This is a genomic window from Bradyrhizobium roseum, assembly GCF_030413175.1.
Lineage (GTDB): Bacteria > Pseudomonadota > Alphaproteobacteria > Rhizobiales > Xanthobacteraceae > Bradyrhizobium > Bradyrhizobium roseum.
Genome location: NZ_CP129212.1, coordinates 2,745,704 through 2,771,161 on the forward strand (window position 1 = coordinate 2,745,704; position 25,458 = coordinate 2,771,161).

At 63.6% G+C, this 25,458-nt stretch carries 30 protein-coding genes; 24 read left to right on the forward strand and 6 right to left on the reverse strand.

The features are described 5' to 3' along the window. Window positions 1-134 precede the first annotated feature (134 nt). The 7 genes from QUH67_RS12895 to mmsB all read left to right on the forward strand — a co-directional run bounded on the left by QUH67_RS12895 (window position 135) and on the right by mmsB (window position 7,878). Window positions 135-914, forward strand: coding sequence for a FadR/GntR family transcriptional regulator (locus tag QUH67_RS12895; protein WP_300947068.1), 780 nt, complete (start codon window positions 135-137; stop codon window positions 912-914). Next, window positions 911-1,837: a Gfo/Idh/MocA family protein gene (locus QUH67_RS12900; protein ID WP_300947069.1), complete on the forward strand. Its 927-nt coding sequence runs from the start codon at window positions 911-913 to the stop codon at window positions 1,835-1,837. The genes QUH67_RS12895 and QUH67_RS12900 overlap by 4 nt, the downstream gene beginning before the upstream one ends. 3 nt (window positions 1,838-1,840) lie before the next feature. Beyond that, window positions 1,841-2,980: an aldose epimerase family protein gene (locus QUH67_RS12905; RefSeq protein ID WP_300947070.1), complete on the forward strand. Its 1,140-nt coding sequence runs from the start codon at window positions 1,841-1,843 to the stop codon at window positions 2,978-2,980. 14 nt (window positions 2,981-2,994) lie between these two features. Further along, window positions 2,995-3,879 carry an SMP-30/gluconolactonase/LRE family protein gene (locus QUH67_RS12910; RefSeq protein ID WP_300948027.1) on the forward strand — a complete coding sequence of 295 codons (885 nt, stop codon included), beginning with the start codon at window positions 2,995-2,997 and terminating at the stop codon, window positions 3,877-3,879. 111 nt (window positions 3,880-3,990) lie between these two features. Beyond that, entirely contained in the window at window positions 3,991-5,064 is a 1,074-nt protein-coding gene (gene chvE / locus QUH67_RS12915) for a multiple monosaccharide ABC transporter substrate-binding protein (protein ID WP_300947071.1), read from the forward strand. Window positions 5,065-5,137: 73 nt separating this feature from the next. After that, window positions 5,138-6,700, forward strand: coding sequence for a multiple monosaccharide ABC transporter ATP-binding protein (mmsA, locus tag QUH67_RS12920; RefSeq protein WP_300947072.1), 1,563 nt, complete (start codon window positions 5,138-5,140; stop codon window positions 6,698-6,700). After that, on the forward strand, window positions 6,697-7,878 hold the full coding sequence (gene mmsB, locus QUH67_RS12925; RefSeq protein WP_300947073.1) for a multiple monosaccharide ABC transporter permease: 1,182 nt from the start codon (window positions 6,697-6,699) through the stop codon (window positions 7,876-7,878). Before mmsA ends, mmsB begins: the two co-directional genes overlap by 4 nt. Window positions 7,879-7,892: 14 nt before the next feature. Here the strand turns inward: mmsB and QUH67_RS12930 are convergent, their stop codons facing one another. Genes QUH67_RS12930 through QUH67_RS12940 form a run of 3 tightly spaced genes read right to left on the reverse strand, consistent with a single transcriptional unit; the run spans window position 7,893 to window position 10,455 of the window. Continuing rightward, window positions 7,893-8,582, reverse strand: a complete 690-nt coding sequence (locus QUH67_RS12930) for a DUF1045 domain-containing protein (protein ID WP_300947074.1) — start codon at window positions 8,580-8,582, stop codon at window positions 7,893-7,895. 20 nt (window positions 8,583-8,602) lie between these two features. After that, complete coding sequence (locus tag QUH67_RS12935; RefSeq protein ID WP_300947075.1) at window positions 8,603-9,796, reverse strand: alpha-D-ribose 1-methylphosphonate 5-triphosphate diphosphatase; 1,194 nt, start codon at window positions 9,794-9,796, stop codon at window positions 8,603-8,605. After that, window positions 9,793-10,455 (reverse strand): transferase hexapeptide repeat family protein, encoded by a 663-nt coding sequence (locus QUH67_RS12940; protein WP_300947076.1) that lies wholly within the window; start codon window positions 10,453-10,455, stop codon window positions 9,793-9,795. Before QUH67_RS12940 ends, QUH67_RS12935 begins: the two co-directional genes overlap by 4 nt. Before the next feature lie 179 nt (window positions 10,456-10,634). Between QUH67_RS12940 and phnC the strand changes: the two genes are divergently transcribed. The 4 genes from phnC (at window position 10,635) to phnE (QUH67_RS12960) (ending at window position 14,240) form a co-directional block, all read left to right on the forward strand. Continuing rightward, a complete protein-coding gene (gene phnC / locus QUH67_RS12945; protein WP_300948028.1) occupies window positions 10,635-11,450 on the forward strand; it encodes a phosphonate ABC transporter ATP-binding protein in 816 nt (271 codons plus the stop codon). A gap of 74 nt (window positions 11,451-11,524) precedes the next feature. Next, window positions 11,525-12,433 carry a phosphonate ABC transporter substrate-binding protein gene (phnD, locus tag QUH67_RS12950; protein WP_300947077.1) on the forward strand — a complete coding sequence of 303 codons (909 nt, stop codon included), beginning with the start codon at window positions 11,525-11,527 and terminating at the stop codon, window positions 12,431-12,433. 68 nt (window positions 12,434-12,501) lie between these two features. Beyond that, window positions 12,502-13,389 (forward strand): phosphonate ABC transporter, permease protein PhnE, encoded by an 888-nt coding sequence (phnE, locus tag QUH67_RS12955; protein WP_300947078.1) that lies wholly within the window; start codon window positions 12,502-12,504, stop codon window positions 13,387-13,389. Continuing rightward, window positions 13,386-14,240 (forward strand): phosphonate ABC transporter, permease protein PhnE, encoded by an 855-nt coding sequence (gene phnE, locus QUH67_RS12960; RefSeq protein ID WP_300947079.1) that lies wholly within the window; start codon window positions 13,386-13,388, stop codon window positions 14,238-14,240. The genes phnE (QUH67_RS12955) and phnE (QUH67_RS12960) overlap by 4 nt, the downstream gene beginning before the upstream one ends. Window positions 14,241-14,252: 12 nt before the next feature. On the opposite strand, the gene phnF is transcribed toward phnE (QUH67_RS12960), so the two are convergent. Further along, on the reverse strand, window positions 14,253-14,981 hold the full coding sequence (gene phnF, locus QUH67_RS12965; protein WP_300947080.1) for a phosphonate metabolism transcriptional regulator PhnF: 729 nt from the start codon (window positions 14,979-14,981) through the stop codon (window positions 14,253-14,255). A 159-nt stretch (window positions 14,982-15,140) separates the two neighbouring features. On the opposite strand from phnF, the gene phnG reads away from it, so the two are divergent. From phnG to QUH67_RS13025, 12 genes are all read left to right on the forward strand, one after another. After that, window positions 15,141-15,554, forward strand: a complete 414-nt coding sequence (gene phnG, locus QUH67_RS12970; protein ID WP_300947081.1) for a phosphonate C-P lyase system protein PhnG — start codon at window positions 15,141-15,143, stop codon at window positions 15,552-15,554. A gap of 1 nt (window position 15,555) precedes the next feature. Further along, the gene (gene phnH, locus QUH67_RS12975) at window positions 15,556-16,161 is read left to right on the forward strand and encodes a phosphonate C-P lyase system protein PhnH (protein ID WP_300947082.1); all 606 of its coding nucleotides are present in this window, start codon (window positions 15,556-15,558) and stop codon (window positions 16,159-16,161) included. Window positions 16,162-16,163: 2 nt separating this feature from the next. Then, window positions 16,164-17,267 (forward strand): carbon-phosphorus lyase complex subunit PhnI, encoded by a 1,104-nt coding sequence (locus tag QUH67_RS12980; RefSeq protein WP_300947083.1) that lies wholly within the window; start codon window positions 16,164-16,166, stop codon window positions 17,265-17,267. Further along, window positions 17,264-18,148 (forward strand): alpha-D-ribose 1-methylphosphonate 5-phosphate C-P-lyase PhnJ, encoded by an 885-nt coding sequence (locus QUH67_RS12985; protein ID WP_300947084.1) that lies wholly within the window; start codon window positions 17,264-17,266, stop codon window positions 18,146-18,148. Before QUH67_RS12980 ends, QUH67_RS12985 begins: the two co-directional genes overlap by 4 nt. Next, a complete protein-coding gene (phnK, locus tag QUH67_RS12990) occupies window positions 18,141-18,941 on the forward strand; it encodes a phosphonate C-P lyase system protein PhnK (protein ID WP_300947085.1) in 801 nt (266 codons plus the stop codon). The genes QUH67_RS12985 and phnK overlap by 8 nt, the downstream gene beginning before the upstream one ends. Window positions 18,942-18,949: 8 nt before the next feature. After that, a complete protein-coding gene (phnL, locus tag QUH67_RS12995) occupies window positions 18,950-19,648 on the forward strand; it encodes a phosphonate C-P lyase system protein PhnL (protein WP_300947086.1) in 699 nt (232 codons plus the stop codon). Window positions 19,649-19,663: 15 nt separating this feature from the next. Further along, window positions 19,664-20,815 (forward strand): alpha-D-ribose 1-methylphosphonate 5-triphosphate diphosphatase, encoded by a 1,152-nt coding sequence (locus tag QUH67_RS13000; protein ID WP_300947087.1) that lies wholly within the window; start codon window positions 19,664-19,666, stop codon window positions 20,813-20,815. Beyond that, window positions 20,812-21,411 carry a phosphonate metabolism protein/1,5-bisphosphokinase (PRPP-forming) PhnN gene (gene phnN / locus QUH67_RS13005; protein ID WP_300947088.1) on the forward strand — a complete coding sequence of 200 codons (600 nt, stop codon included), beginning with the start codon at window positions 20,812-20,814 and terminating at the stop codon, window positions 21,409-21,411. Before QUH67_RS13000 ends, phnN begins: the two co-directional genes overlap by 4 nt. A gap of 13 nt (window positions 21,412-21,424) precedes the next feature. Next, window positions 21,425-22,036, forward strand: coding sequence for a pyridoxamine 5'-phosphate oxidase family protein (locus QUH67_RS13010; protein ID WP_300947089.1), 612 nt, complete (start codon window positions 21,425-21,427; stop codon window positions 22,034-22,036). Window positions 22,037-22,295: 259 nt separating this feature from the next. Further along, complete coding sequence (gene pqqA, locus QUH67_RS13015) at window positions 22,296-22,376, forward strand: pyrroloquinoline quinone precursor peptide PqqA (RefSeq protein WP_108512900.1); 81 nt, start codon at window positions 22,296-22,298, stop codon at window positions 22,374-22,376. Window positions 22,377-22,517: 141 nt separating this feature from the next. Beyond that, the gene (locus QUH67_RS13020; protein WP_300947090.1) at window positions 22,518-23,390 is read left to right on the forward strand and encodes a hypothetical protein; all 873 of its coding nucleotides are present in this window, start codon (window positions 22,518-22,520) and stop codon (window positions 23,388-23,390) included. A gap of 113 nt (window positions 23,391-23,503) precedes the next feature. Beyond that, entirely contained in the window at window positions 23,504-23,740 is a 237-nt protein-coding gene (locus QUH67_RS13025; protein ID WP_300947091.1) for a hypothetical protein, read from the forward strand. Between the two features lie 19 nt (window positions 23,741-23,759). On the opposite strand, the gene QUH67_RS13030 is transcribed toward QUH67_RS13025, so the two are convergent. Then, window positions 23,760-24,104 (reverse strand): hypothetical protein, encoded by a 345-nt coding sequence (locus QUH67_RS13030; RefSeq protein ID WP_300947092.1) that lies wholly within the window; start codon window positions 24,102-24,104, stop codon window positions 23,760-23,762. A gap of 189 nt (window positions 24,105-24,293) precedes the next feature. Between QUH67_RS13030 and QUH67_RS13035 the strand changes: the two genes are divergently transcribed. After that, entirely contained in the window at window positions 24,294-24,626 is a 333-nt protein-coding gene (locus QUH67_RS13035) for a hypothetical protein (protein WP_300948029.1), read from the forward strand. A gap of 9 nt (window positions 24,627-24,635) precedes the next feature. On the opposite strand, the gene QUH67_RS13040 is transcribed toward QUH67_RS13035, so the two are convergent. After that, window positions 24,636-25,454, reverse strand: a complete 819-nt coding sequence (locus QUH67_RS13040) for a quinoprotein dehydrogenase-associated SoxYZ-like carrier (RefSeq protein WP_300947093.1) — start codon at window positions 25,452-25,454, stop codon at window positions 24,636-24,638. Window positions 25,455-25,458 lie beyond the last annotated feature (4 nt).

Here is a 25,458-nt window from a genome sequence, read left to right on the forward strand (position 1 = left end):
CGGAACGACGTGCGCAACCAAATAGTCAAATAATATGACTAGTCATCACCCGCTTTTCATGAAAATGTTGTGGCTCTGATCTACAAAGCACCACCAAAAGGTGCCTCGATACCAAAATTGTTAGGGTGGAAACCATGACGTCCCGGCTTGTCGTCATCCCGACGCGCCGCGCCCATTCCAACCACGCCGAGGTCGCGCGCAGCATCGGCATCGACATCATCGCCGGCCGTTATGCCGAGGGCAGCCGCGTGCCGGGCGATGCCGAACTCACGGCGATGTTCGGCGTATCGCGGCCGGTGTTGCGCGAGAGCGTCAAGACGCTGGTCGCAAAGGGATTGCTCACCACCAAGGCCCGGGTCGGCACCGTGGTGCGCGAGCGCGGCGCCTGGAACATGTTCGACGCCGATGTGCTGGCCTGGCATCTCGATGCCGGCATCGATCGCCGCTTTCTCAATGATCTCGCCGAAATTCGCCTTGCCGTCGAACCGCGCGCCGCCGCGCTCGCGGCCGGCCGCCGCTCCGAGGCAGACATTGCCGAACTGCGCCGTAGCATGGCGCATATGCGGGCGGAGGCCTCCGACTCCACTGGTTTTGCCGACGGCGATCTTGCTTTGCATCTGGCCGTCGCCAATGCCTCCGGCAATCTGTTCATGCGTTCGATCGGCAATGTCATCGAGGCGGCGTTGCGGGCCTCGTTCCTGCTCAGCGCGCCGGTCCAGACGCAGGATCGCGAGACGGTCTTGCTCTGGCACCAGCGCATTGTCGATGCGATCGCTGACGGCAATGCCGACGCGGCTTCATCGGCAATGGCCGAGGTGATTCATAACGGGCTGCGGCGTCATGAGGGAACGCTGGCAACGTCAGGCGCTGCGCGCGCGATCTCGCCGGCATTCGGTTCTGGAGAAAAGTCATGAATCCGTTTCGCGTCGCCATCGTCGGTTTCGGCAAGATCGCGCGCGACCAGCACGTGCCGGCCATTGCTGCGACCGAGGGTGTGGAACTGGTTGCGGTGGCCGATCCCGTTGCCTCGCTGCCGGGCGTGCCGCAGGCGGCGACGCTGGTCGAGTTGTTGCACGGTGGACCCGACATCGATGCCGTGGCGATTTGCACGCCGCCGCAGGTTCGTCAGGCCCAGGCGGCAATCGCATTGGCCGCTGGCAAGCATGTGCTGCTGGAAAAGCCGCCGGGCGCCACCGTGGCCGAGATCACGCCGCTCTCGGCTGCCGCGCGGGCGGCGGGGCGCACGCTGTTCACCGCATGGCATTCCCGTTACGCGCCGGCGGTCGAGCCGGCGCGGCAATGGCTGGCGGGATGCCGGATCAACTCCGTCCGGATCATTTGGAAGGAAGACGTGCGGGTCTGGCATCCCGGGCAGGCCTGGATCTTTGAGCCGGGCGGGCTTGGCGTGTTCGATCCCGGCATCAATGCGCTTTCGATCCTGACGCGGATTCTGCCGCAACCCCTGTTTGTCACCTCGGCCGATCTGGCATTTCCCGCCAATCGCGATGCACCGATCGCCGTCAGCCTCGCGTTGTCAGATGCGCGCGGGCTGCAGATCGCGGCCGAGTTCGATTTTCGCCAGACCGGTCCGCAGAGTTGGGACATCGAGATCGAGACCGATGGCGGCCTGGTCTCGTTTTCGCACGGCGGCAGGAAGTTGAGGGTGGGGGATCGGCAGCACGTCGACGCCGACAAGGCGGAATATCCCGCGCTCTATCGCCGCTTCCGCGAACTCGCGGCGAGCGGCGAGTGCGACGTCGATCTGGCACCGCTCCAGCTTGTCGCCGACGCGTTCCTGCTGGGGCGTCGCCGCACGATCGAGCCGTTTGAGGATTGAGGTATGAGCGTCACAGCCGTCCCCCGCATTACGCGTTCCCGCTTCGGCATGCTGCCCGACGGCGGCGAGGTGGAGCGCGTGGTTCTGCAGGCGGCGAGCGGACTGGAAGCGCGCATCATGACCTATGGCGCGTCGCTGCAGGCTTTGCTGGTGCCGGATGCCGCCGGACGCCGCGACGACATTGTGCTCGGCCATGACGTCCTGGATGGCTATCTCGCCCGGCGACAATTCTTCGGGGCCACCATCGGCCGCTACGCCAACCGCATCGCCGGCGCGCGCTTCATGCTCGACGGCAAGAAGGTCCAGCTCGCGGCGAACAATGGGGTCAATGCGCTGCATGGCGGGCCGGAGGGGTTCGATCGCCGCAACTGGCGGATTGTCGCGATCGAGGATGGCGACCGTCCGGCGGTGACGCTTGCCTACACCAGCGCCGACGGCGAGCAGGGTTATCCCGGTACGCTCGATGTGGAGCTGACCTGGCGATTGACCGGGCCGATGGAACTGTCGCTCGACATGACGGCGCGCACCGATCGGCCGACCGTTGTCAATCTCACCAACCACAGCTTTTTCAATCTGGCCGGTGCGCGCTCGGGCCAGAACATTCTCGATCACCACCTGACCGTGGCGGCGGATCATTTCCTTGCCATCGATGCCGGCGCGATCCCGCTGCGGCAGCCGCCCTGCGCGGTCGCCGATACGCCGTTCGACTTCCGCGCCGGCGCTGCGGTAGGCGCGCGAATTCGCGACGACCACCCGCAGATCCGCGTTGGCCGCGGCTATGATCACAATTTCTGCCTTGGCCCGACGAGCAGCGAACCGCACTTCGCGGCGCGGCTCGCCGAGCCCGCGTCCGGCCGCGTGCTCGAACTCTTCACCAACCAACCGGGCCTGCAGGTCTATTCCGGAAATTTTCTCGATGGGTCGACCGCCGGCAAAGGCGGCCGCCTCTATCGGCAGTCCGATGCCATCTGTCTTGAGCCGCATGCGTGGCCCGATACGCCCAACCGGCCGGATTTCCCGACCGCGCGGCTGGGGCCGGGCGAGGTTTATCGCCACAGCACGCGCTACCGCTTCACGCATGCGCATCCCGGCGCAATCGAGACACAATCCGCGGTAGAGTCGCCTGGGGGAGCGGGGCGATGAGCGGCGACGTCGAAATGGAAGATGTGCCGACCACCGTTCTCTGCAGCGAGCGGTGTCATCTCGGCGAGGGACCGACCTACGATGCTGCGACCGATACAGCATGGTGGTTCGACATCGCCGAACGCAAGTTGTTCGAAGCAAGCCTCGGCACCGGACGGATCGTCATCCATGCGCTGAACGTGATGGGCAGCGCGCTTGGGCGGATCGATGCGCATCGTCAGCTCCTCGTCGCCGACGACGGTCTTTACATACGTGAGACAGCGGACGGCCGGATGACGCTGTATCGTCCGCTCGAAGCGGACAATGCCGCAACGCGTTCGAACGATGCCCGTGTGCATCCATCCGGTACGTTCTGGATCGGCACCATGGGCCGCCAGGCCGAACGCGAATTGGGCGCCATCTATGCGCTGCATCGCGGCGAGCTGTCACGGCTTTATGAGCAGATCACCATCCCGAACGCGATCTGCTTCTCGCCGGATGGCACAATCGGCTATTTCGCGGACACCGGGAAGAATACGCTGTTCCGGGTTGATCTCGATGCATCTACGGGGCTGCCGTGCGGCGAGCCTGCTGCGCTGGTCACCCGGCGGGGCGGTGGCGGCATTGATGGCGCGGTGGTCGATGCCGACGGGTTGATCTGGAATGCGCGCTGGGGCGGCGGGTGTATCGACGTCTATAGTCCGCACGGCGAACACCAGCGCAGCTTGCGCGTTCCTGCACGGCAGTCGAGCTGTCCCGCCTTTATCGGGCAGGATTTCTCGCGCCTGCTGGTCACCTCGGCCTGGCAAGGAATGGACGATGATGCCAAGCGCGCCGATCCCGATCATGGCCGCACTTTCGTGCTTGATGTCGCCGCTCGCGGCCGCCCGGAGCCCGACGTAAGACTTTCAACGGATTGATGGAGGACGACGAGGCGCGCACCACCGCGCGGGACACCGCGTTTCAAGAACCGCATTCAGCGGTCCGACGATCAACGAACCATAGATCCACTGAGATCAAGGGAGTGAAGCATGAGCAGTCTGAAGACCACATTGTCGGCCGTTGCGCTGGCGGTAGCCACGGCCGCGACGGCGGTGACCGGCGCGTTTGCGCAGAGCAAGGGGACCGTCGGCATCGCCATGCCGACAAAATCCTCGGCGCGCTGGATCGACGACGGCAACAACATCGTCAAAATCCTGAAGGAGCGCGGCTACGGCACCGACCTGCAATACGCCGAGGATGATATTCCGAACCAGCTCTCGCAGGTCGAGAATATGGTGACCAAGGGTGCCAAGGTGCTGGTGATCGCGGCAATCGACGGCACCACGCTGTCGGACGTGCTGAAGCAGGCCAAGGCCAAGGGGATCACGGTCATCGCCTATGACCGGCTGATCCGTGACACGCCCAATGTCGACTACTACGCCACGTTCGACAACTTCCAGGTCGGTGTGCTGCAGGCGCAGTCGATCGAGCAGGGGCTCGGGCTGAAGGAAGGCAAGGGGCCGTTCAACATCGAATTGTTCGGCGGCTCGCCGGACGACAACAACGCCTATTTCTTCTACAATGGTTCGATGTCGGTGCTGCAGCCCTATATCGACAGCGGCAAGCTCGTCATCGGCAGCGGCCAGAAGGGCATGGACAAGGTTTCGACCCTGCGCTGGGACGGCGCCACGGCGCAGGCGCGGATGGACAACCTGCTGAGCGCGTTCTACGGCCGCAAGCGGGTCGATGCCGTGCTCTCGCCTTATGACGGTCTTTCGATCGGCATTCTCTCGTCGTTGAAGGGCGTCGGCTATGGCAGCGGCAACATGCCGATGCCGATCGTTTCCGGCCAGGATGCGGAGGTGCCGTCGATCAAGTCGATGCAGCGCGGCGAGCAATATTCGACGATCTTCAAGGATACCCGCGATCTCGCCCGCGTCACTGCCGACATGGTGGACGCCGCGCTCAGCGGCAAGGAAGTGACCGTCAACGACACCAAGACCTATAACAACGGCGTCAAGGTTGTACCGTCCTATCTGCTGAAGCCTGTCGTGGTCGACAAGAGCAACTGGGAAAAAGTGCTGATCGACAGCGGCTACTACAAGCGCTCGCAATTCAATTGACGGACAGCGGCGGCGCCGGCGACAACCGGCGCCGCTGCCGAGGGTAGGGACAGACAATGGACGGGATGGCGCGATGACCGCAATTCTCGAAATGCGCGGCGTGAGCAAGAGCTTTTCCGGCGTCCAGGCCCTGCGCGACGTCAACTTCACGGTGGAGGCGGGGCAGATCCATGCGCTGGTCGGCGAGAACGGCGCCGGCAAGTCGACCCTGATGAAGGTGCTCAGCGGCGTCTATCCCCACGGTGATTATGAAGGCAGCATCATCTTTGACGGTGAGGAACGGCGCTTTCGCGACGTCAACGATTCCGAAGCGCTCGGCATCATCATCATCCATCAGGAGCTGGCGCTGATTCCGCTGATGTCGATTGCGGAGAATATCTTTCTGTCGCATCCGCCGCAGCGTTTTGGCGTGATCGATCGCGACACCGTCTATCGCCGGACCCACGAATTGCTCACCCAGGTCGGCCTCACCGAGACGCCGGATACGCTGGTGACGGACCTCGGCGTCGGCAAGCAGCAACTGGTGGAAATCGCCAAGGCGTTGTCGAAGCGGGTGCGGCTGTTGATCCTCGACGAGCCGACTGCCAGCCTGAACGAGAACGACAGCGCTGCCTTGCTGGATCGCCTGCTGGCGTTCCGGGCTCAGGGCATCGCCTCGATCCTGATCTCGCACAAATTGTCCGAGGTGGCCCGCGTCGCCGACCGGATCACGGTGCTGCGCGACGGGCGCACCGTCGACAGCATCGACTGCCGGGCCGAGCCGGTGGAGGAGGATCGGATCATCCGCAGCATGGTCGATCGCGATCTTGCCCATCGCTTTCCGCAACGCACCGCTGCCATCGGCGAGCCGGTTTTCAAGGTGCGGGATTGGACCGTGTATCACCCGCAGCACCGGGAACGGCGGGTGATCAAAGGCGTGAATTTCGAGGTCCGGCGCGGCGAGGTCGTCGGCATCGCCGGACTGATGGGCGCCGGCCGCACCGAATTCGCCATGAGCCTGTTCGGCCGCGCCTGGGGCGAGAAGATCAGTGGAAAAATCTGGCTCGATGGCCGGGAGGTCGACCTTTCGAGCGTGGCGGCGGCGATCGATGCCGGGCTCGCCTACGTCACGGAGGACCGAAAACAGCTCGGCCTGATCCTGGACAGCGACGTCCGCAAGAACATCACACTGGCCAGCCTTGAGCGCGTGGCGCGGCACGGCGTCATCGATGACATGTCGGAACTGCGCGTCGCGAACGATTACCGTAGCCGGATGCGGATCCGCTGTTCCGACGTCTATCAGGAGACCGGCCAGCTTTCCGGCGGCAACCAGCAGAAGGTGGTGCTGTCGAAATGGCTGATGACCGATCCGAAAGTCTTGATCCTGGACGAGCCCACGCGCGGCATCGACGTCGGAGCAAAATATGAAATCTATTGTATCATCAACGAGCTTGCCGAGGCGGGCAAGGGCGTGGTGATGATCTCCTCGGAGATGCCCGAACTGCTCGGCGTCTGCGACCGAATCTGCGTGATGAATGACGGCGCCTTTGTCGGCGAGTTTTCCGCTGCCGAGGCCACCCAGGAAAGGATCATGCGCGCCATCATGCGTAACAGGACAATGGACAACAAGGTACTTCAGGGGGAGTTGCGACCATGACCGACAAGGCGGTTGCGCTGCCTGGGCAGGCCGGCTTCATTAAGAGCAATCTGCGCAACTACGGCATGCTGCTGTCGCTGTTCGCGATCATGCTGTTCTTCCAGGTCATGACCGACGGCACGCTGCTGCAGCCGTTGAACCTGACCAACCTGGTGCTGCAGAACAGCTACATCGTGATCATGGCGCTCGGCATGCTGCTGGTCATCGTCACCGGCCATATCGACCTGTCGGTGGGCTCGGTCGCGGGCTTCGTCGGCGCGGTCGCCGCAGTGCTGATGGTGCGCTATCACGTGGCCTATCCGCTGGCCTTCGTCGCCTGCCTCCTGGTCGGAGCGCTGATCGGTGCGGCGCAGGGCTACTGGGTGGCCTATTTCAAGATCCCGTCCTTCATCGTGACGCTGGCCGGCATGCTGGTGTTCAAGGGGCTGGCGCTGGCCATCCTGGCCGGGCAGTCGGTCGGGCCGTTCCCGCCGACGTTCCAAAAGCTGTCCTCGGGCTTCATCCCCGAACTGTTTCCCGGCGCCGGCACGCTCTATCCAACCTCGCTGCTGATCGGCGCGGTGCTGGCGGTGGCGATGGTCTATGCCGGCGCGAGGGGCCGGGCGCAGCAGGCCTCGCACGGTATCGAGGTCGAGCCGTTTGCCTTCTTCGTTGCCAAGAGTGCGGTGCTGTTCGCCGTCATCGTGTTCTTTGCCGGCCTGATCGCCTCGCATCGCGGCCTGCCGAACGTGCTCGTCATCATGACGGCGCTGATTGCGCTCTATGCCTTCGTCACCACCCGCACGGTGATCGGCCGCCACATCTACGCCATCGGCGGCAATGCCCGCGCCGCGAGCCTGTCGGGCATCAAGACCGAACGCCTGACGTTTTTCACTTTCGTCAACATGGGCGTGCTGGCGGCACTGGCCGGACTTGTGTTCGCCGCGCGGCTCAACACCGCGACGCCGAAGGCCGGCGCCGGCTTCGAACTCGACGTCATCGCGGCCTGTTTCATCGGCGGCGCGTCAGCCTATGGCGGCGTCGGGCGGGTCGGCGGCGCGGTGATTGGCGCCATGATCATGGGCGTCATGAACAACGGCATGTCGATCCTCGGCATCGGCATCGACTACCAGCAGGTGATCAAGGGGCTGGTGCTGCTCGGCGCCGTCTGCCTCGACGTCTACAACCAGCGGCGCTAGGGCGGGTGCGCCCGTCAGTCGTGCAGTTGCCAGCGGCCAATCACCCTAAAGCGCGTAGTCGCAGTTTCCTGCCTGCATAGCGAAATCGCGTCGATCGGAAGCGGCCCCACGCCCGTTGCCGCGAACCTCTCGCGCAGCATGGCCACGACGGGTTCGCGCCGTTCGGCGGGAAGCCTTGTCGTCAACGTCATGTGAAAACGAAATTCCTCGAACACGTAAGGGTAGCCCCAGCGGTCGAGATAGTCGCGCTGCCGCGGCGTCAGCCTGTCCGGATTTCGTCGCGCGCGATCTTCCGAACTCAGGGGGGCACGGAACGGATCGAACGCCTTGGTCGCTTCGGCGGCGAGCAGTTCGAGTTCCGCCGACGGTTCGGCCGGAACCACCGCGACGAAGCCGCTGATCGCATCGACCACGGGCTGGATCACCGGTACCGGCCGCGCCAGATCGGCGAACAGTTCGCATGCCGCGGCGAGCCGGCTCTCGGCCTTGCCGTCGGCCAGCGCGATCGGCGCCTTCAGCGTGGCATGAAAGCCGTATTTGCGCGGATCCTGCGTCAGGTTGCGCCAGTCCTCGGGCAGCCCGTCCGGAAACGGCAGGTCGTCGCCGCCATAGGCGTCGTAGCCGAGCAGCGCACTGCCGAAGCGGTCGAGTGCGCTGCCTGGCGCGGCGGTGAAGTAGATTGCGTAGCGGGGATAATTTGCCATCGTGCCAGAATAAGGCCGCTTCACGCGGCTGCAATGGCCTTGCGCGGCGCGACCGCGGAACGGATCAGGCGGTTGGCCTCCGTCAGGTATACAAGACGGCCCGCGGCAACCACCGCAACGACCCGTGGCCGCAGCGGCAGCGTGTCGTCGACCAGAATGATGTCGGCGCGCTGGCCTGCCGCGAGCGTGCCGCGATCGGTGAGGCCGGCGGCGCGCGCCGGGGCCGACGAGATCAGTTGCCACGCTTCCGCCAGCGGCCGCACGCCGTCGGCGGCCAGCCGGAACGCCGCCAATAGCGGCGCCGGATAGTAGTAGTCCGATGCCAGCACCGAACACAGGCCCTTGGCGATCATGTCGGCGGCGCTGGTCCAGCCGGTATGGCTGCCGCCGCGCACGACGTTGGGCGCGCCGAACACGATGAAGTCGGAAGCTGCCGCAGCGTCGCGGGCGGTTTCCTCGTTGACCGGAAACTCCGCGATCGTCACGCCCAGCGCGCGATAGGACTGCCGCATCGCCGGGCTCGAATCGTCATGTGACAGCATCCGCACATCAGCTGCGCGCGCCGCCTGTGCCAGTCGTGCAATCGAAGCCGGCACCTCGTGGCTGCGCGTGATCACGCTTTGCACCAGGTGGTCGAACGCCTCATGGGTGAGACCCGTGCGTTCGACCATCCGGCTGCGCTTCACCGGTTTGGCAAGGCTGGCGACGGTGGAATCCATATGGTCGTTGAAGGCGAACAGGTCGACGCGGCCTTGCGCCAGCCAATCGATGATCTCGCTTTCCGCATCGAGATTGTAGGTCTCGTGGCGCAGATGGAAGCGGGTGTCGGCCGCGAGCTGCGGCCGCAACTGCTCGATCGCTTCCAGCAATTTCCGCGCATTGTCGGCGCTGCGCAGGCCGGGCTCCCACGACCAGGTCGTGCCGTGATAGACGGTGGTGATGCCGTTGCTGATCGCCTGGCGGTCGCTGTCCACGAGCGCGACGTCGATCGGGAAATCGACGCCGGGCCGCGGCATCATCTGCCGCTCGAAGGCATCGCCATGCAGATCGACGATGCCCGGCAGCACCAGCAGGCCGCTGGCATCGATCCCGGGCGCGCCATGGCCGTTATCCGTACCCGCAGCAACGATCTCGCGGCCGGCAATCCGCAAGCTGGTTTCGTGGATCTCATGGCCGAGCAGGGCCCGGCCGCCTTCAATGAACAGTTCGGTCACGACGCGGCGCTCCGGTTGGACTGACGTACGGATACCCCGGCCGATTCGTACTTGTCGAGAAAGCCCTCGACGTCGAGTTTTCGGAAATCGGGCAGGGCGCGGCGCAGCGTCTCGTGGTCCCAGTCCCACCAAGCAAGGTTCGTCAGTCGATCGGCGGTGGATTCGGGAAACCGCCGCTTGATCGGCCGCGCCGGGTTGCCGCCGACGATCGTGTAGGCGGAGACGTCCTTGGTGACGATGGCGCCGGCCGCGACCACCGCGCCGGTACCGATTGAACGGCCGGGCAGGATCACCGCGCCGTGGCCGATCCAGACGTCATGGCCGATATGGACGTGGTGCTCGCGCCGCCAGGCGAAGAATTCGGTATCGTCGCTCTCGCCCGGAAAATAGCTGCTGGCGCGGTAGGTGAAATGCGCCTGCGACGCACGGTGCATCGGGTGATTGCCCGGGTTGATCCGCGTCATTGCCGCGATCGAGCAGAACTTTCCGATTGAAGTGTAGGTGATCTGCGAGTCGTTCACGACGTAGGAATAATCGTCCATCGTGACTTCGAGCAAAATGGTCCGGGCGCCGACCTCGGTATAGGCGCCAAACTTGCAGTCGCGCGTCGAGGCGGTCGGGTCGATCGTCGGTTCGTTGGAAAGCATTTTGCCGGCCATGGCAGGTCCATCCATCAAGGGAAAGTCACGCTGGTCTTCGATGCGCTCAGTGACAGTATCATGACGGGCGCATGACGCGAGCGGCGGCTGTGGACGAACGCCGCACCGCAGCAGTCTGTCACACAACTGTTAGATCGAGCGGCTAGCGATGCATGACGACGACAACGCTGGAGCAGTGCATGCTGGTGGTGGAAGGGTTGACGTGCCGGTTCGGCACCAAGGCCGCGGTAGACAACGCGTCATTCTCGATTCAGCCCGGCAGCTTCGTCGGCGTGATCGGACGATCCGGCGCCGGCAAGTCGACTCTGCTGCGGATGATCAACCGCCTCGCCGAGCCCTCCGAAGGCCGCATCCTGTTCGAGGGCGTCGACGTTACCGCGCTGCGCGGCAAGGAACTGCGGCAGTGGCGTGCGCGTTCGGCCATGATATTTCAGCAGTTCAACCTGGTTGGTCGGCTCGACGTCCTGACCAATGTGCTGATGGGGCGGCTTTCAACGGTGCCGACATGGCGGTCGCTGGCGCAGCTCTGGCCCGAAGAAGACAAGGCGATTGCGATGTCGGCGCTAGAACAGTTCGACATGGCCTCGATTGCGGCCCAGCGCGCCGACCAGCTGTCGGGCGGCCAGCAACAGCGTGTCGCAATTGCGCGTGCGCTGGTCCAGCAGCCTGCAATGATACTCGCCGACGAACCGATCGCCTCGCTCGATCCCCGCAACACCCGGATCGTGATGGATGCGCTGCTGCGGATCAACAAGCATTTCGGCATCACGGTGGTCTGTAATCTGCACTCGCTCGATCTGGCGCGCAGCTATTGCGACCGCCTGATCGGCATGGCTTCGGGACGGATTGTATTCGACGGCGCGCCGGTGGCGCTGACCGATCGCATCTCGCGCGAACTCTACGATCTCGAGGCAGATGAAGTGATGGGCGCCGCGCCTGAGCATGTGCCGGAAAGCGTGGCAATTCCTGCTCTCGGCACCGTCGCCGTCGCCTGAGTGCCGATGTTTAAACCAAGAGTTCGCGGGACCGGATTACCGCCAGCTTCATTTTCGCGACAACGGGAGACGTCATGATGGATCGTCGTATGATTTTCGCCGCTGCGGCGGCATTGGCATTCTCAACCTCGGCCGCCACGGCTCAGGATTGGAAGGCAAAATATCCGGAGCTGGTGTTTGCCAAGGTTCCCGATGAGAATGCCTCGGGCACGACCAACCGCTGGACTCCTCTGACGGAGTATCTGTCCCGCGAACTCGGGACCAAAGTCACGCTGCGGATCGCCAACGATTATGCCGCGGTCATCGAAGGCCAGCGGGCAGGCAACATCCACGTCGCGATGTATGGTCCGGCGTCGTATGCACGCGCCTACATCATCGGTGCGAAGGTTGAGCCGTTCGCGATCGAAGTGAATGGCGATGGAACCAAAGGCTACTACTCGGTCCTCTATGTCAAAAGCGATTCGAGCTACAAGGACATCCAGGACCTGAAGGGCAAGAATCTCTGCCTTGTCGATCCCAATTCGACGTCAGGCAACAACGTCCCGCGCTTTGCGATGGACAAGATGGGCATCGACCCGGAAAAATTCTTTTCCAAAGTGGTTTATTCGGGAAGCCACGAAAACGCGGTGATCGGACTCGCGCAGGGTACCTGCGACGCGGCGTTCAACTGGTGGAACGACGAGAAAGAGTCTAACCTGCTCCGGATGGACCGGAAGGGCATGGCGAAGGCTGTCGACTTCAAGATCATCATGAAGTCCGAGCAGATCGTGAATTCGCCGATGGCATATCTCGGCAGTCTACCCGCCGACCTCAAGGCGGCGATCAAGAAAGCCGTGCTTGAAATCGCGGTGAAGGACAAGGCCGCGTTCGACAAGATCTACGAGGGCAAGCAGTTGCCCTTCGTCGAAGTCGATCACAAGGCGTATGAGGCCGTGATCGACCTCACCAAGTTTGTCGACAGCCTTCGCAAGCAGAAATCCTGAGGAAAGCGAAGGGTCCGGATGGAACGGGCGGATCGCGAGATCCGCCTATCCTTCTTCCCGAACATCCCATGCGAACAGCGGTCCCCGAATTCCCGGAAGCCAGGCTGCGCGAACTGGCTGATCGCTATGCGGCTGCGGTTGCGGCCAAGCGCAGGCGCATATGGCTGGGTTGCGCGCTGCTGGTCGCCGCGGCCATCGCTGCGGGGTGGATGGGCGATGTCAACTTCGGCAGTTTCGTCGAGAACTTCTGGAGATTTCCGGCCTATTTTGTCAGCATAGCTCCTAAGTTTTCGTTCGCGACCGCGTGGGTTGATCTTTCGGATTGGCTTTGGGGACTACCGCGCTGGACCCGGCTTCTCGGTGATACGTTACTGATCGCGTATATGGGAACGCTGACGGGAGCGTTGTGCGGTTTCGCTCTCTGCTTCCTCGCGTCGGCCAACCTCGTGAAATCCCGTACGACCGTGTTCGTCACGCGGCGCGTTCTCGAATTCTGCCGGACCGTGCCGGAGATCGTCTTTGCCCTGATTTTTGTACTGGCGTTTGGTCTGGGGCCGCTGCCGGGCGTTCTCGCCATCGCGATCCATACCGCCGGAGCGCTGGGCAAGCAGTTTGCCGAAGTTGTCGAGAACATTGACAGCAAGCCGATCGAAGGGGTCGCGGCAAGCGGTGGAAACTGGCTTCAGATCGTCCGGTTTGGGGCTTTGCCCCAGGTGATCTCGAACTTCGTCAGCTATGCCCTGCTCAGGTTCGAGATCAACGTCCGCGGCGCGGCCGTGATGGGTTTTGTCGGCGCCGGCGGAATCGGCCAGGATCTGATCGAGGCCGTCCGCAAGTTCTATTACAGCGATGTTAGTGCCATCCTTCTGCTGATCGTTGTCACCGTCATGTTGATCGACTTCGTCACTGAGCGGGTGCGGCACCGCCTCCTCGGGCTGGAGGACTCCGCCAGATGAATTCCTTCGACTTCGACAATCGGGCCGGCATCGCTCAACGCTATCCGGAAGTATTCCGTCCGGACTGGTGGCATCGGGCAGGAATCGCGATCGGCATTGGCAGCGCCATAGCGCTTTTTCTGTATGGGATCGTCCAGCTCGACATTCCCTTTCACCGGCTTTCCGATGGATTGAACAGGCTGGGTGAATTCGTTCGGCTGATGGTGCCGCCTAATCCCGGGTCCTGGGCGGAAGTACTCAAATATCTGCATGCGCTCGGCGAGACGGTTTCGATTGCGTTTCTCGGCACGTTGGGCGGGGCGCTGCTCGCGTTGCCGGTATCCCTGCTGGCGGCGCGCAATGTGGTCGCAAACCGGATCGTCCACGTCTTGACGCGCCGCAGCCTCGATACCATTCGCGGTGTCGATACCCTGATATGGGCCCTCATCTGGGTCGGTGTCGTCGGGTTGGGGCCGTTTGCAGGGATGCTCGCCGTGATCTGCAGCGATTTCGGCACGTTCGGCAAGCTGTTCTCGGAAGCGATCGAGGTTGCCGACAAGAACCCCGCCGAGGGGGTTCGATCGTCGGGCGGCAACCATCTCCACAGTGTCCGGTTCGGATTGCTGCCGCAGGTCTTTCCGGTCCTGCTGAGCCAGGTGCTCTATTATTTCGAATCGAATACGCGATCGGCGACGATCATCGGCATCGTCGGGGCCGGTGGGATCGGGCTTCAGCTCGCCGAGCAGATCCGGGTGCTGGAATGGCAAAAAGTGTCGTTTCTGATCCTGCTGATCCTGATCACGGTATCTGCGATCGACTGGATGTCAGGTAAGCTGCGCTTCGCGATCATCGGCAAGCGGGCGATCGCATAAGGTCTTGCCGGCCTAATCATTCTCGACCAGAAACTCCACGCGTTCAGCGGCAAAGCGCGCGCGCTTGGTCACCAGCGGTTTGCCGTCGATGTCGACGTCGGTGGCATCGACCACCAGGATCGGCCGTCCGAGGGCGAGATCCAGCCTTGCGGCGTCGGTCGCATCGACGATGCCGGCGGTGATCCGGGTCGACGCACGGCGAAAATCCCTGACGCCGTAGTGCGCCACCAGCTTGGTCATCGACCGCACATGGGCGAAGACTTTTCCGGCATCGGGAAAACGTTCGGCCGACAGCCAGGAGGTGCTGACACAGATCGGCGTGCGGTCGGCGAGCCGTACCGATTCGATCCGGATCAGCGGTGTCCCCGTCTTCAGTCCGAGCTCCCGCGCCAGCTCGCGCGGGGCGTCTTCCTGCGTCGCATCGATGAACTGGCCGCGCGGCTCATGGCCGCCGGCGCCGACGATTTCGGAAAACCGCGTGCGTGAGCGCAGCGGATAGGCGATGCGCCGGGTCTCGACATAGGTGCCGCTGCCGCGTTCGGCGCGCACCAGGCCGCGTTCGGCCAGCGCGGCGAGCGCGCGGCGAACGGTATGGCGGTTGACCCGATAGGTCTCGGCGATCTCCACCTCGCCCGGCAGCTTTTCCCCGGCAGCAAAGCGGCCCTCGGCGATGCCGCGCTCGATGCCGTCGGCGACCTGTCGCCACAAGGCGACGCCGGAAGCGATGTCCTGAATGCTCATGCGGCGGGTTCGGCCATTGGAGAAAAATTACCTCGGCGTCACGAAATCGTCATGGCGTTTCGGTATCGAGTTGTCTAGTATCATAGACAACTTGATTCAGGCAAGGTCGATGTGATGGCAGGCGAGGAAACTCACGGGCAGGCCCGGCGCAGGGCGACGATGGCGGTGTTGGCCTACGCCGAGGCCGCGGACATCGCCGGCCGGCTCGAAGCGATGGCGTTGCCGGCGCATCAGGACCTGCGCGAGCCCGAAAATGGTCTGGTGATGGTGCGTGGCCGCGTCGGCGGTGACGGCGCGCCGTTCAATCTCGGCGAGGCCACGGTGTCGCGTGCCGCGGTGCGGCTTTCGACCGGCGAAGTCGGCTTCGGCTACACGCTTGGCCGCGACCGTCACAAGGCGAAACTGATCGCGCTGTGCGACGCCATGGTTCAGTCCGGTGAGTTTGCAGCCGCGGTGGAGGCCGAGGTGATCGCGCCGCTGCGTGCCGCAATGGTCGAACAACGAAACCGCAAGTCAGCGGAGGCGGCGGCGACGCGGGTCGATTTCTACACACTCGTGCGGGGTGAGGGCTGACATGACGACAATTGCCGAATTGCCCGCTGGATTTTCCGACAAGGTGTTGTCGGCGCAATCGACGTTCCGCTCCGTGATGGATGCGATGGCGCGACCGGGCAGCATCCAGCGCATTGCTTCGATGGCAGGAACGCCGCCGGCGATGATGCGGGGCGCGGCTGCCATCGCTCTGACGCTGTTCGATCACGATACGCCGATCTGGCTGGATTCGCGGATGGCCGCGACGCCGGACGTTGGAAAATGGCTCAAATTCCACACCAGTGCACCTGTCGTCACGGATCCGTCGATCTCCAGTTTTGCGTTGGTCGGAGATCCCAAAAACCTTCCGGCGCTCGATCGCTTCGCGTTCGGCAGCAATGAATATCCGGATCGTTCGACCACGCTGATCCTGCAAGTCGAAAGCCTGACGGACGGTCCCGTGGTCGAGTTGCGGGGCCCCGGCATCGACGGTACGGCGACATTGCGTGCTTCGATCCAGCCGCGTGACCTGTTCGAGCGGCTGGCCATCAACGCTGCGCTGTTTCCGCGCGGCATCGACGTCGTGCTGGTTCATGACGATTGCATCGTCGCCATCCCGCGCACGGCGCGGCTCGTGAGGAGAGGCTGAGCATGTATGTAGCCGTCAAGGGGGGCGAGCGCGCCATCGAAAACGCCCATCGCCTGCTGGCGCACGAGCGGCGCGGCGATCGTGATGTGCCCGAACTTTCGCTGGCCCAGATCTCCGAGCAGCTTTCGCTCGGCGTCGATCGTGTCATGACCGAAGGCTCGCTGTACGATCGCGAATTGGCGGCGCTCGCCATCAAGCAGGCGCGCGGCGACCTGATCGAGGCGATCTTCCTGGTGCGCGCCTTCCGCGCCACGCTGCCGCGCTTTGGCGCCACCGAGCCGGTCGACACCGGTGCGATGCAGGTTCGCCGCCGGGTTTCAGCGACCTTCAAGGATATTCCGGGCGGTCAGATTTTGGGCCCGACCTTCGACTATACCCATCGGCTGCTCGACCCGCAGCTCGCCGAAGGTTTTGCGCCCGAGATTCCTGCGACCGGTGAAGCGTCCACGGCAGCAACCCCGCGCGTGACCGATATTCTCGGTCGCGACGGCCTGATCGAACCGTCGCCGGCCGCGGATGCTGACGCCCCCGTCGGTGACCTGACGCGCGAGCCGCTTGACTTCCCGGCGGACCGCGACCTGCGCCTGCAGAACCTCGCACGCGCCGACGAGGGGTTCCTGCTGGCGCTGGGCTATTCCTCGCAGCGTGGCTATGGCCGCAACCATCCCTTTGTCGGCGAGATCAGGTTCGGAGAGGTCGAGGTCGAATTCATGGCCGAGGATGCCGGCTTTGCAGTTCCGCTCGGGTCGATCGCGCTGACCGAGTGCCAGATGGTCAACCAGTTCAAGGGGTCGGCGACCGAAGCGCCGTGTTTCACGCGCGGCTATGGTCTCGCCTTCGGTCAGAGTGAGCGCAAGACGATGTCGATGGCGCTGGTCGACCGCAGCCTGCGCGCGCGAGAGCTCGGCGAGGAAGTGATCGCGCCGGGGCAGGACGAGGAATTCGTGATGTCGCACTCGGACAATGTGCAGGCGACCGGTTTTGTGGAGCATCTCAAGCTGCCGCATTACGTCGACTTCCAGTCCGAACTCGGCCTGCTGCGCAAACTGCGCAAGGAATTTGCCGAGGCAAACGAGATGTCGCCAATGCGGGAGGCCGCGGAATGAACGCGCCGACTTACAATTTCGCCTATCTCGACGAACAGACCAAACGAATGATCCGCCGCGCCATCCTGAAGGCGATCGCGATCCCCGGCTATCAGGTGCCGTTTGCCAGCCGCGAGATGCCGATGCCTTATGGCTGGGGCACCGGTGGCGTGCAGGTGACGGCGGCGATCCTCGGGCCCGATGACGTGCTGAAGGTGATCGACCAAGGCTCGGACGATACCACCAACGCGATCTCGATTCGGAAATTCTTCGGCAAGACCGCCGGCGTCGCAACCACGACCGCGACGGCGGATGCCACCGTGATCCAGACAAGGCACCGCATTCCCGAGGCGCCGCTGCATGCCGGGCAGGTGCTGGTCTATCAGGTGCCGATCCCCGAGCCGCTGCGCTTCCTGGAGCCGCGCGAGACCGAGACGCGGCGCATGCATGCGCTTGGCGAGTATGGCCTGATGCACGTCAAGCTGTACGAAGACATCGCGCGCTTCGGCCACATCGCCACCGCCTATGCCTATCCGGTGAAGGTCAACGCGCGCTATGTGATGGACCCGTCGCCGACGCCGAAATTCGACAATCCGAAGATGGACAATTGCCCGGCGCTGCAGCTTTTCGGCGCGGGACGCGAGAAGCGCATCTACGCGATCCCGCCGCATACCGAGGTGGTCTCGCTCGATTTCGAGGATCATCCGTTCACGCGCTACCGGTTCGACGCGCCCTGCGCGCTGTGCGGCGCAACGGATTCCTATCTCGACGAAATCGTCACCGACGACAAGGGCGGGCGAATGTTCGTCTGCTCCGACACCGATTATTGCGAGTCCCGGCAGTTGGCCGGTCATCGCGGCAGCGAGAGTGCCGCGCCGCACAAGGAGGCCGCGCATGGTTGAGCCGCAAAATCCCGTGCCGGACGACGAGCCGCTTCTGGTGGCAGATCATCTCGGCAAGAACTATGGCCGGCTCGCCGCCTGCCGCGATGTATCCTTTTCGCTCTATCCCGGCGAGGTGCTGGCGATCGTCGGCGAGTCCGGATCGGGCAAGTCGACGCTCTTGCAGCTGTTGTCGGCGCAACTCGCTCCGAGCGGCGGCCGCGTGTTCTACCGGATGCGCGATGGCGTGTTGCGCGATCTGGCCGCGCTGGGCGAAGCCGAACGCCGCTTTCTGTTCCGAACCGACTGGGGCTTTGTGCATCAGGACCCCGCGCAGGGACTGCGGATGGCGGTCTCGGCCGGCGCCAATGTCGGGGAGCGGCTGATGGCGGTGGGCTGGAATCATTACGGTCGCATCCGCAATACCGCCTCGTCCTGGCTGGAGCGGGTCGAGATCGACACCGCGCGCATCGACGACGCGCCGCGGACCTATTCAGGCGGCATGCGGCAGCGGTTGCAGATCGCGCGCAACCTCGTTACCGAACCGCGCCTGGTTTTCATGGACGAGCCGACCGGCGGCCTCGACGTGTCGGTACAGGCGCGGCTGCTCGATTTGATGCGTAATCTCGTCAGCGAACTCGGTCTTGCCGCCGTCGTGGTCACCCATGACCTCGCCGTAGCGCGGCTGCTGTCGCATCGCGTCATGGTCATGAAGGGCGGGCGGGTCATCGAAACCGGTCTGACCGACCAGGTGCTCGACGATCCGCGCGAGCCTTACACCCAACTGCTCGTTTCCTCGATTCTGCCGGCATGAGTGCGCCAATGACCGCGATGATCGATATTACCAACGCCGAAAAGACGTTTGTCATGCACCTGCAGGGCGGCGTCGAGCTACCCGTGGTGCGCGGCGTCTCGTTCCAGGTCGAGCCGGGTGAGTGCGTCGTGCTGTCGGGGCCGTCTGGCGCCGGAAAATCCTCGATCCTGAAAATGATCTTTGGCAACTACCGCTGCGATGGCGGCCGGATCGGGATCCGGCATCAGGATACGGTGATCGATCTGGCCACCGCCGAGCCACGGCAGGTGCTCAGCGTGCGCCGCTCGACCATCGGCTATGTCAGCCAGTTCCTCCGTGCCGTGCCGCGGGTTGCCACCATCGATGTGGTGGCCGAACCGCTGATCGCGAATGGAACCGCCCGCGCCGAGGCGCGGGACAGAGCGGGCGCGCTGCTGCGCCGTCTGAATATTCCCGAGCGGCTGTGGGCGCTGCCGCCATCGACATTCTCCGGCGGCGAACAGCAACGGGTCAACATCGCGCGTGGGTTTATTTCCGACCTGCCGATTCTGCTGCTGGACGAGCCGACCGCTTCCCTCGATGCGGCCAATCGCGCCGTGGTGGTCGAGTTGATCGGACAAAAGAAACGGGAACGGGTTGCGATGGTGGCGATCGTCCATGACGACGAAATACGTCATCTGATCGCAGACCGCATTGTCGACGTGACGTCATTTGCCGCCGCCGCTTGAAGGAAGAGATGTGAAATGACAAGGCAACAGACCATCCTCGGTAACGCCCGTATCGTGCTCGCCGATCGCGTGATCGAGCGCGGCTGGGTCGCCTTTGCCGACGCCTGCATCGCCGAATACGGCGAGGGCGATGCCCCGGCGGGCAGCGAGGATGCCGGCGGCGACCTGGTCATGCCCGGCCTGATCGAACTGCACACCGACCATCTCGAAATGCACTATGTGCCGCGCCCAAAGGTGTTTTGGGATCCGATCGCGGCGGTGGTTTCCTATGACGGGCAACTGGCTACTTCGGGAATCACCACCGTGCTGGACTCGCTGCGGGTCTGGCGCGAGGACGGCGCCGAGGAGGTCGACGGCCGCGCCGGCGTGCTGGCGGCGGCGATCACGTCGGCACGCGATGCGAATCTGCTTCGCGCCGATCACTTCCTGCACCTGCGCTGCGAGATCCCGATGCCCAGCGTGGTCGAGGAAGCGAAAGAACTGATCGATCGGCCGGACATCAGACTGATGTCGCTGATGGATCACACCCCGGGCCAGCGCCAGTTCCGCGATGAAGTGAAGCTTCGCGACTATTACCGGGGCAAGGGCGGTGGCAAAACCGATGCCGAGCTCGATGCGCTGTTCGAGAAGCGTTTCCACTATCAGAAGACCTATGCTGCGGCCAACATGCGGGAAATCGTGGCGCTTGCGCACCACTATGAAATCCCGCTGGCCAGCCACGATGATACGACCGAGGAAAATGTCGCCGATGCGATCCAGGATCGGGTTTCGGTGGCTGAATTCCCGACCACGATGGAAGCCGCGCGGGGACTGCACCAGGCGGGCATCGGCATCCTGATGGGCGCGCCGAACGTGGTGCGTGGCGGTTCGCACTCCGGCAATGTCGCCGCCATCGATCTCGCCCGCGAGGGATTGCTGGACATCCTGTCGTCCGACTACATCCCTTCGAGCCTGCTGATGGCCGCGCTGCAACTGCCGCGGCAGGTTCCGGCGATCGACCTGGCGGCCGCCGTCCGCACCGTCACCAAGACGCCGGCCGAAGCCGTGGGCCTTGCCGACCGCGGCGAGATTGCGCCAGGCAAGCGCGCCGATCTCATTCGCGTGCATGTCGCGCGCGATATTCCGGTGGTGCGCAGCGTGTGGCGGGAAGGGCGGCGGGTCGCATGACAGAGGCGCTGCCAACCGCACCAGCGGATCAGGTCGCTGCCATCGGGCCGGGTCGGCTGGTGCTCGTGGTCGGCCCGAGCGGCGCCGGCAAGGATACGCTGCTCGCCCTGGCCAAGGCGGCCTGCGCCGACGATTGCAACATCGTGTTTCCACGCCGTGTGATTACACGTGAAGCGTCGGCATCCGAGGAGAACGAAGAAGTCAGCATCGGCACGTTTCAGGAGGCGTTGACGCGTGGCGACTATGCCATGCACTGGGAGGCGCACGGCCACCACTACGCGCTGAGGCACGCGATCGACGACGACATCCGCGCCGGGCGAACCATCGTGGCCAACGTCTCGCGCACCGTAATTGGCGCCATGCGCCGCGCCTATGCCGACGTGGTGGTGGTTTTGATCACGGCGCCGCCCAACGTTCTGGCTGAACGGATTGCAATGCGCGCACGAAGCAGCGATGGCGTGGTCGAAGACCGCCTGCGCCGCACGGTCGAGGACGACTCGGCTGCGCCGGACGTGACCATCGTCAATATCAGCAGTGCCGAATACCACGCCCGCCAGCTCGTCCGCGTCATCAAGGGCGAGAAATGGCACGAATGAAAGGAAGCCGGAAATGACTGTTGTCGCAACCATCGAGCAGCTCGAGGCCATCTACGGCTCTCCGAATGAAGCCTCGACGGTCAAGGTGGCGGACAGGGTCACGCCGGCCTATCGCGCGCTGATGGACAAGTCGCCGTTCGCGGCGCTGGCGACCTGCGGGCCGGAGGGGCTGGACTGTTCGCCGCGCGGTGACCTGCCGGGCTTCGTTCGTATCCACGACGAGAAGACGCTGATGATGCCGGACCGCCGCGGCAACAACCGCTGCGATTCGCTGCGCAATATCGTGCGGGATCCCCGGGTGGCGCTGTTGTTCCTCATCCCGGGCTCCGGCAGCACGCTACGCATCAATGGCCGCGCCCATGTCTCGGCCGATCCGGACCTGCTGGCATCGTTCAAGATGGAGGGCAAGGCGCCGCGCACCGTCATCGTCATGACGGTGGAGGAGGTCTATTTCCAGTGTGCGCGCGCCATCGTGCGCTCCGATCTCTGGAATCCCGACAAGCGCGTCGATCCCAGGAGCCTGCCGACGCCGGGCCAGATCCTTGCCGAGATGAGCGAGAACACCGTCGGCGGCGAAACATACGACCGCGAATGGCCGGAGCGCGCACGGCAGACGATGTGGTAAAGCGAAATGCTTCGCTTGACGGCGGCGTTTCCTGAAGGCGCATGCGCACAATTCGCCGATGGGAACCTGCAGACGCTGCGTGCTGGCTTATCCGCCTTGTCCAAGAGCGAACTAGCCTTGTCCAAGAGGGAAGTTTGCAACGCCACATGCGGCGCTATGCCGTCAACTCTGCCTGCTCCGTCCTTGCGCTGTGTCGTGCGTCAACCTAGTTTTGATGTCGGCACGAATGTCGTGCCGACACTGCTTGGGAGAAACCCTGATGAGTTGGAAAACTCCGAAGATTGTGGAAGTGCCGGTGGGCATGGAAATCAACATGTACGCCTGCGCGGCGCGTCAATAGACGCGTCGAAACGGTCTGCCCGGCTCCGGCAGCGGTGACGTTGCTACGGGCCGGGCAAGCTGTGCAACTCCCGGCTTAGCGTTATGCTCGGGTGGACTCCAGCTTCCTGCGGATTTGCCCGCCTAAACCCGTGCCCGCTGAATGCGAATCCTGCCGCGTGCAAAAGCGTTCCGGGCGGCGGCGGTATCACTTGCCGCGCTGTTGCCGGCTGGCGCCCGGGCCGAGGGCATCGACACCGAGCATCTGTTCGGCTTCATGATCGGTGCCGATGTCGGCAATGTCGGCGAACGGGAGTTTCAAAGCGAGACGACCGGACGCTTCGGCAAGAACGGCGGTCGCTATCGGGCCCTCGGCCAGGAGTTCGAACTGGAATTCACGCCCGTCCAGAATTTTCGAGTCGAGATTGGAAGCACGTTTGCGTCGCATATGTTCAGCAGCGTACCGGGCCTCGACGATCAGCGCCGGTTTTACTGGCAGGGCGCATCGCTCGATCTGCGCTACCGCTTCCTAGATCGGGAGACCGGGCCATTCGGGCTTACCTTCGCGACCGAGCTGCATGCGAAGCGCGTCGATGAAATGACAGCCGAAGCCGTGCGGGGCTTTGGAACGGAGTTCAGGCTGGCGTTCGATCGCGAACTCGTGCCTGACCGCGTCATCGCGGCGTTCAACCTGATCTATGAGCCGGAATGGACGCGCCTTGTCGGCAGTGGCGTGATGGAACGGGAGTCCATCGCAGGGGTGGCCCTCGGGCTGATGGCGCAGCTGCGCCCCGGTTTCCTGCTGGGTGGCGAGGCGCGCTACCTGCGCAAGTATGAAGGGGCTGCGCTGGAGGAGCTTGCCGGGCAGGCGTTGTTTGTCGGTCCCACGGCCTATTTCCAACTGTCCAACCGTTCGCGCCTGACCGCAAGCTGGAGCGTTCAGGCGTGGGGGCGTCCGGCGGGGACAAAGGCGAGCCTCGACCCCGTCAACTTCGAGCGCCATCAGGCCCGGTTGGTGTTTGGCGTCAGTTTTTAAGGACAGCGTGGGCGACTGGTTCCAAGCGTTTCACGGGGTGGTGAAACCTCGTCCCATCCACTAGCGTAGCTTTTTGCGTTATCAATCCGGAGGCGATTCAAGGGATTTTTGGCATGACCCCCATCGATCTGATCGTGACCGTCTGCGCGGTGCTCTCGCCGGCCACCTGCGAGGAAACCCATCTGGTGTTTTCGTCGAACGTGTCGCTCAAGCAATGCGCCATGGCTGCGCAGCCCTATATCGCGCAGTGGGTCGGCGAGCATCCGAAATGGACTGCGGTGAAGTGGCGCTGCGAATACCCGCGCCACAACCAGAAGGCCTCGAGCGAACCGGTGTGGACGGCGGCCTGACATCTACGGCCGGCAGCGATTACTTGTTGCAGTCCTTCAAATCCTTGTCCGCGATCGAAAACACCGCGTCGGCCTTGATGTCGATTCCGCGCACGAAGCAGTGTTTCGCACCGCGGTAGCCGACCTTGGCGTCATAGCGTCCCGGCTCGACGCCCGTGATGCGCAGGCGTTCGTCGTGGTCGACTTCCTTGTCCCTGTCGTTCAGGGTCTGGTTCGGGCCCCAGTCGTTCTTTCCGGCCGGGGAAAGCTGAAACTCCGAGACGGTCGCGGTGGTCAGATTCCACAGCCGAATGCCTTTTCCCTGCGCGGCCGCTTCACCGGTGCTTGTTAACAGGAGGGCGATCAAGGCAGGGGTCCATCGCATCGGGCTGTCCTTTCGTCACGTACCGCCAATGTAACATGCAGCGCGATACCTGCCCATCCGGCGTCGCGCGACGGCTTGTCGATGGGGGCGACTTTCGCATCGCAAAAGAGCTGCCTTTTCAGAAGCGCAATCATGACATAGCCTTTCACAGCTGTGAGCGGGAGAGCAATGATGGCCTTTGTCGGATTGATGGGGCGAGCGGCTGCTGCATTGGCCGTGCTGGTGACGGCGGCGCATGCCCAGGACGTCAACGACTATCCGACATCGGCGCGCGTCGAATATGTGTTCGGCTGCATGAAGGCCAATGGCGAGACGCGGCAGGCGATCGAGCAGTGCTCCTGCTCGGTCGATGTCGTCGCGTCGCTGGTGCCCTATGCACGCTACGTCACGGCTGAAACCGTGCTCAGCATGGCGCAGGTCCGCGGTGACATGGGCAGTCCGTTTCGTACCTCCGAGATGGCGACGAACGCGCTCAATGAACTGAGACGAGCGCAGGCCGAAGCGGAAGTGCGCTGCTTCTAAAAGCGTGGATCACGTCCCGGAATTATCAATCGGCCATTCGCGCTGGAAGACACGCCCGTCGGTATCCTTGGCCTCGGCACGAAAACGCTTTGCACCGTTCGACACATAGGTGAACCGGATATTGGGATCTTCCGAGATCGAGATGCCGCCTTCCATGCTCAACACGAGACTGTCGTCCTGTGAAAGCCGCAGTTCATTGATGAAGAGGGCCGGGGTGTACAATTGCGTAACCTGGTCCATCTGCAGGCCGGAATTGTTGGGATGTCCAATCATGATCTGCGCCTCGCGCGCGCCACTGATCGGGCCTTCGCCGGTTTTTGCAAACTGCCGGTAGCGCATCTGACCCAGTCGGCTTTTGGCATCGTCGGCGACCTTGGCGGCGGGCGCCGAGCAGCCGCCGGACGCCTTCACATAGGTTTTGACCATGTACAACTGGCCGTCGCTGAGTTCGGCCACCGCATGAACGTCGGTGTAGTTGTTGACGCGAACGCGGGTGGAAATCTCTGACACCTTGGCGTCCGGCCCGAGCCGGAATTTGGCCGCCATCGGCGCTGGGTTCTGGTCGATCACCAGCGTGATGCTCTGCACCTGCCTGCTGTCACCTGCGGGAAGTTTCATTCGCAGCGTCACCGGCACGATCGCGGCATCCTCTGCGCGGACGGGCATTTCGATGGAGACCACGTCGCTGCCGTCGAGCATCGGGCGGTTGTTGAAGATGTCCTGAACCAGGCCGGGCCAGGGATCATTCGCCTCCGCCGCGTGCGATAGCGGTGCGCTCAATAGCAGAAGGCCGGCGACGGCGAACAGGCGGAGAGAATATCCGGGCATGTGT

Bases quoted from the DNA above. Each gene is read 5' to 3' on its own strand.
- phnN (WP_300947088.1), top strand. From the start codon at position 20,812: ATGACAGAGGCGCTGCCAACCGCACCAGCGGATCAGGTCGCTGCCATC.
- mmsB (WP_300947073.1), top strand. From the start codon at position 6,697: ATGACCGACAAGGCGGTTGCGCTGCCTGGGCAGGCCGGCTTCATTAAG.
- QUH67_RS13000 (WP_300947087.1), top strand. From the start codon at position 19,664: ATGACAAGGCAACAGACCATCCTCGGTAACGCCCGTATCGTGCTCGCC.
- phnE (WP_300947079.1), top strand. From the start codon at position 13,386: ATGAATTCCTTCGACTTCGACAATCGGGCCGGCATCGCTCAACGCTAT.
- QUH67_RS12980 (WP_300947083.1), top strand. From the start codon at position 16,164: ATGTATGTAGCCGTCAAGGGGGGCGAGCGCGCCATCGAAAACGCCCAT.
- QUH67_RS13020 (WP_300947090.1), top strand. From the start codon at position 22,518: ATGCGAATCCTGCCGCGTGCAAAAGCGTTCCGGGCGGCGGCGGTATCA.
- QUH67_RS12895 (WP_300947068.1), top strand. From the start codon at position 135: ATGACGTCCCGGCTTGTCGTCATCCCGACGCGCCGCGCCCATTCCAAC.
- QUH67_RS13040 (WP_300947093.1), bottom strand. From the start codon at position 25,454: ATGCCCGGATATTCTCTCCGCCTGTTCGCCGTCGCCGGCCTTCTGCTA.
- QUH67_RS13010 (WP_300947089.1), top strand. From the start codon at position 21,425: ATGACTGTTGTCGCAACCATCGAGCAGCTCGAGGCCATCTACGGCTCT.
- phnF (WP_300947080.1), bottom strand. From the start codon at position 14,981: ATGAGCATTCAGGACATCGCTTCCGGCGTCGCCTTGTGGCGACAGGTC.
- pqqA (WP_108512900.1), top strand. From the start codon at position 22,296: ATGAGTTGGAAAACTCCGAAGATTGTGGAAGTGCCGGTGGGCATGGAA.
- phnH (WP_300947082.1), top strand. From the start codon at position 15,556: ATGACGACAATTGCCGAATTGCCCGCTGGATTTTCCGACAAGGTGTTG.
- QUH67_RS12940 (WP_300947076.1), bottom strand. From the start codon at position 10,455: ATGGCCGGCAAAATGCTTTCCAACGAACCGACGATCGACCCGACCGCC.
- QUH67_RS12900 (WP_300947069.1), top strand. From the start codon at position 911: ATGAATCCGTTTCGCGTCGCCATCGTCGGTTTCGGCAAGATCGCGCGC.
- phnC (WP_300948028.1), top strand. From the start codon at position 10,635: ATGCTGGTGGTGGAAGGGTTGACGTGCCGGTTCGGCACCAAGGCCGCG.
- QUH67_RS12905 (WP_300947070.1), top strand. From the start codon at position 1,841: ATGAGCGTCACAGCCGTCCCCCGCATTACGCGTTCCCGCTTCGGCATG.
- QUH67_RS13025 (WP_300947091.1), top strand. From the start codon at position 23,504: ATGACCCCCATCGATCTGATCGTGACCGTCTGCGCGGTGCTCTCGCCG.
- phnG (WP_300947081.1), top strand. From the start codon at position 15,141: ATGGCGGTGTTGGCCTACGCCGAGGCCGCGGACATCGCCGGCCGGCTC.
- phnK (WP_300947085.1), top strand. From the start codon at position 18,141: ATGGTTGAGCCGCAAAATCCCGTGCCGGACGACGAGCCGCTTCTGGTG.
- mmsA (WP_300947072.1), top strand. From the start codon at position 5,138: ATGACCGCAATTCTCGAAATGCGCGGCGTGAGCAAGAGCTTTTCCGGC.
- QUH67_RS12930 (WP_300947074.1), bottom strand. From the start codon at position 8,582: ATGGCAAATTATCCCCGCTACGCAATCTACTTCACCGCCGCGCCAGGC.
- phnD (WP_300947077.1), top strand. From the start codon at position 11,525: ATGATGGATCGTCGTATGATTTTCGCCGCTGCGGCGGCATTGGCATTC.
- QUH67_RS13035 (WP_300948029.1), top strand. From the start codon at position 24,294: ATGGGGCGAGCGGCTGCTGCATTGGCCGTGCTGGTGACGGCGGCGCAT.
- QUH67_RS12985 (WP_300947084.1), top strand. From the start codon at position 17,264: ATGAACGCGCCGACTTACAATTTCGCCTATCTCGACGAACAGACCAAA.
- chvE (WP_300947071.1), top strand. From the start codon at position 3,991: ATGAGCAGTCTGAAGACCACATTGTCGGCCGTTGCGCTGGCGGTAGCC.
- phnE (WP_300947078.1), top strand. From the start codon at position 12,502: ATGCGAACAGCGGTCCCCGAATTCCCGGAAGCCAGGCTGCGCGAACTG.
- QUH67_RS13030 (WP_300947092.1), bottom strand. From the start codon at position 24,104: ATGCGATGGACCCCTGCCTTGATCGCCCTCCTGTTAACAAGCACCGGT.
- phnL (WP_300947086.1), top strand. From the start codon at position 18,950: ATGACCGCGATGATCGATATTACCAACGCCGAAAAGACGTTTGTCATG.
- QUH67_RS12910 (WP_300948027.1), top strand. From the start codon at position 2,995: ATGGAAGATGTGCCGACCACCGTTCTCTGCAGCGAGCGGTGTCATCTC.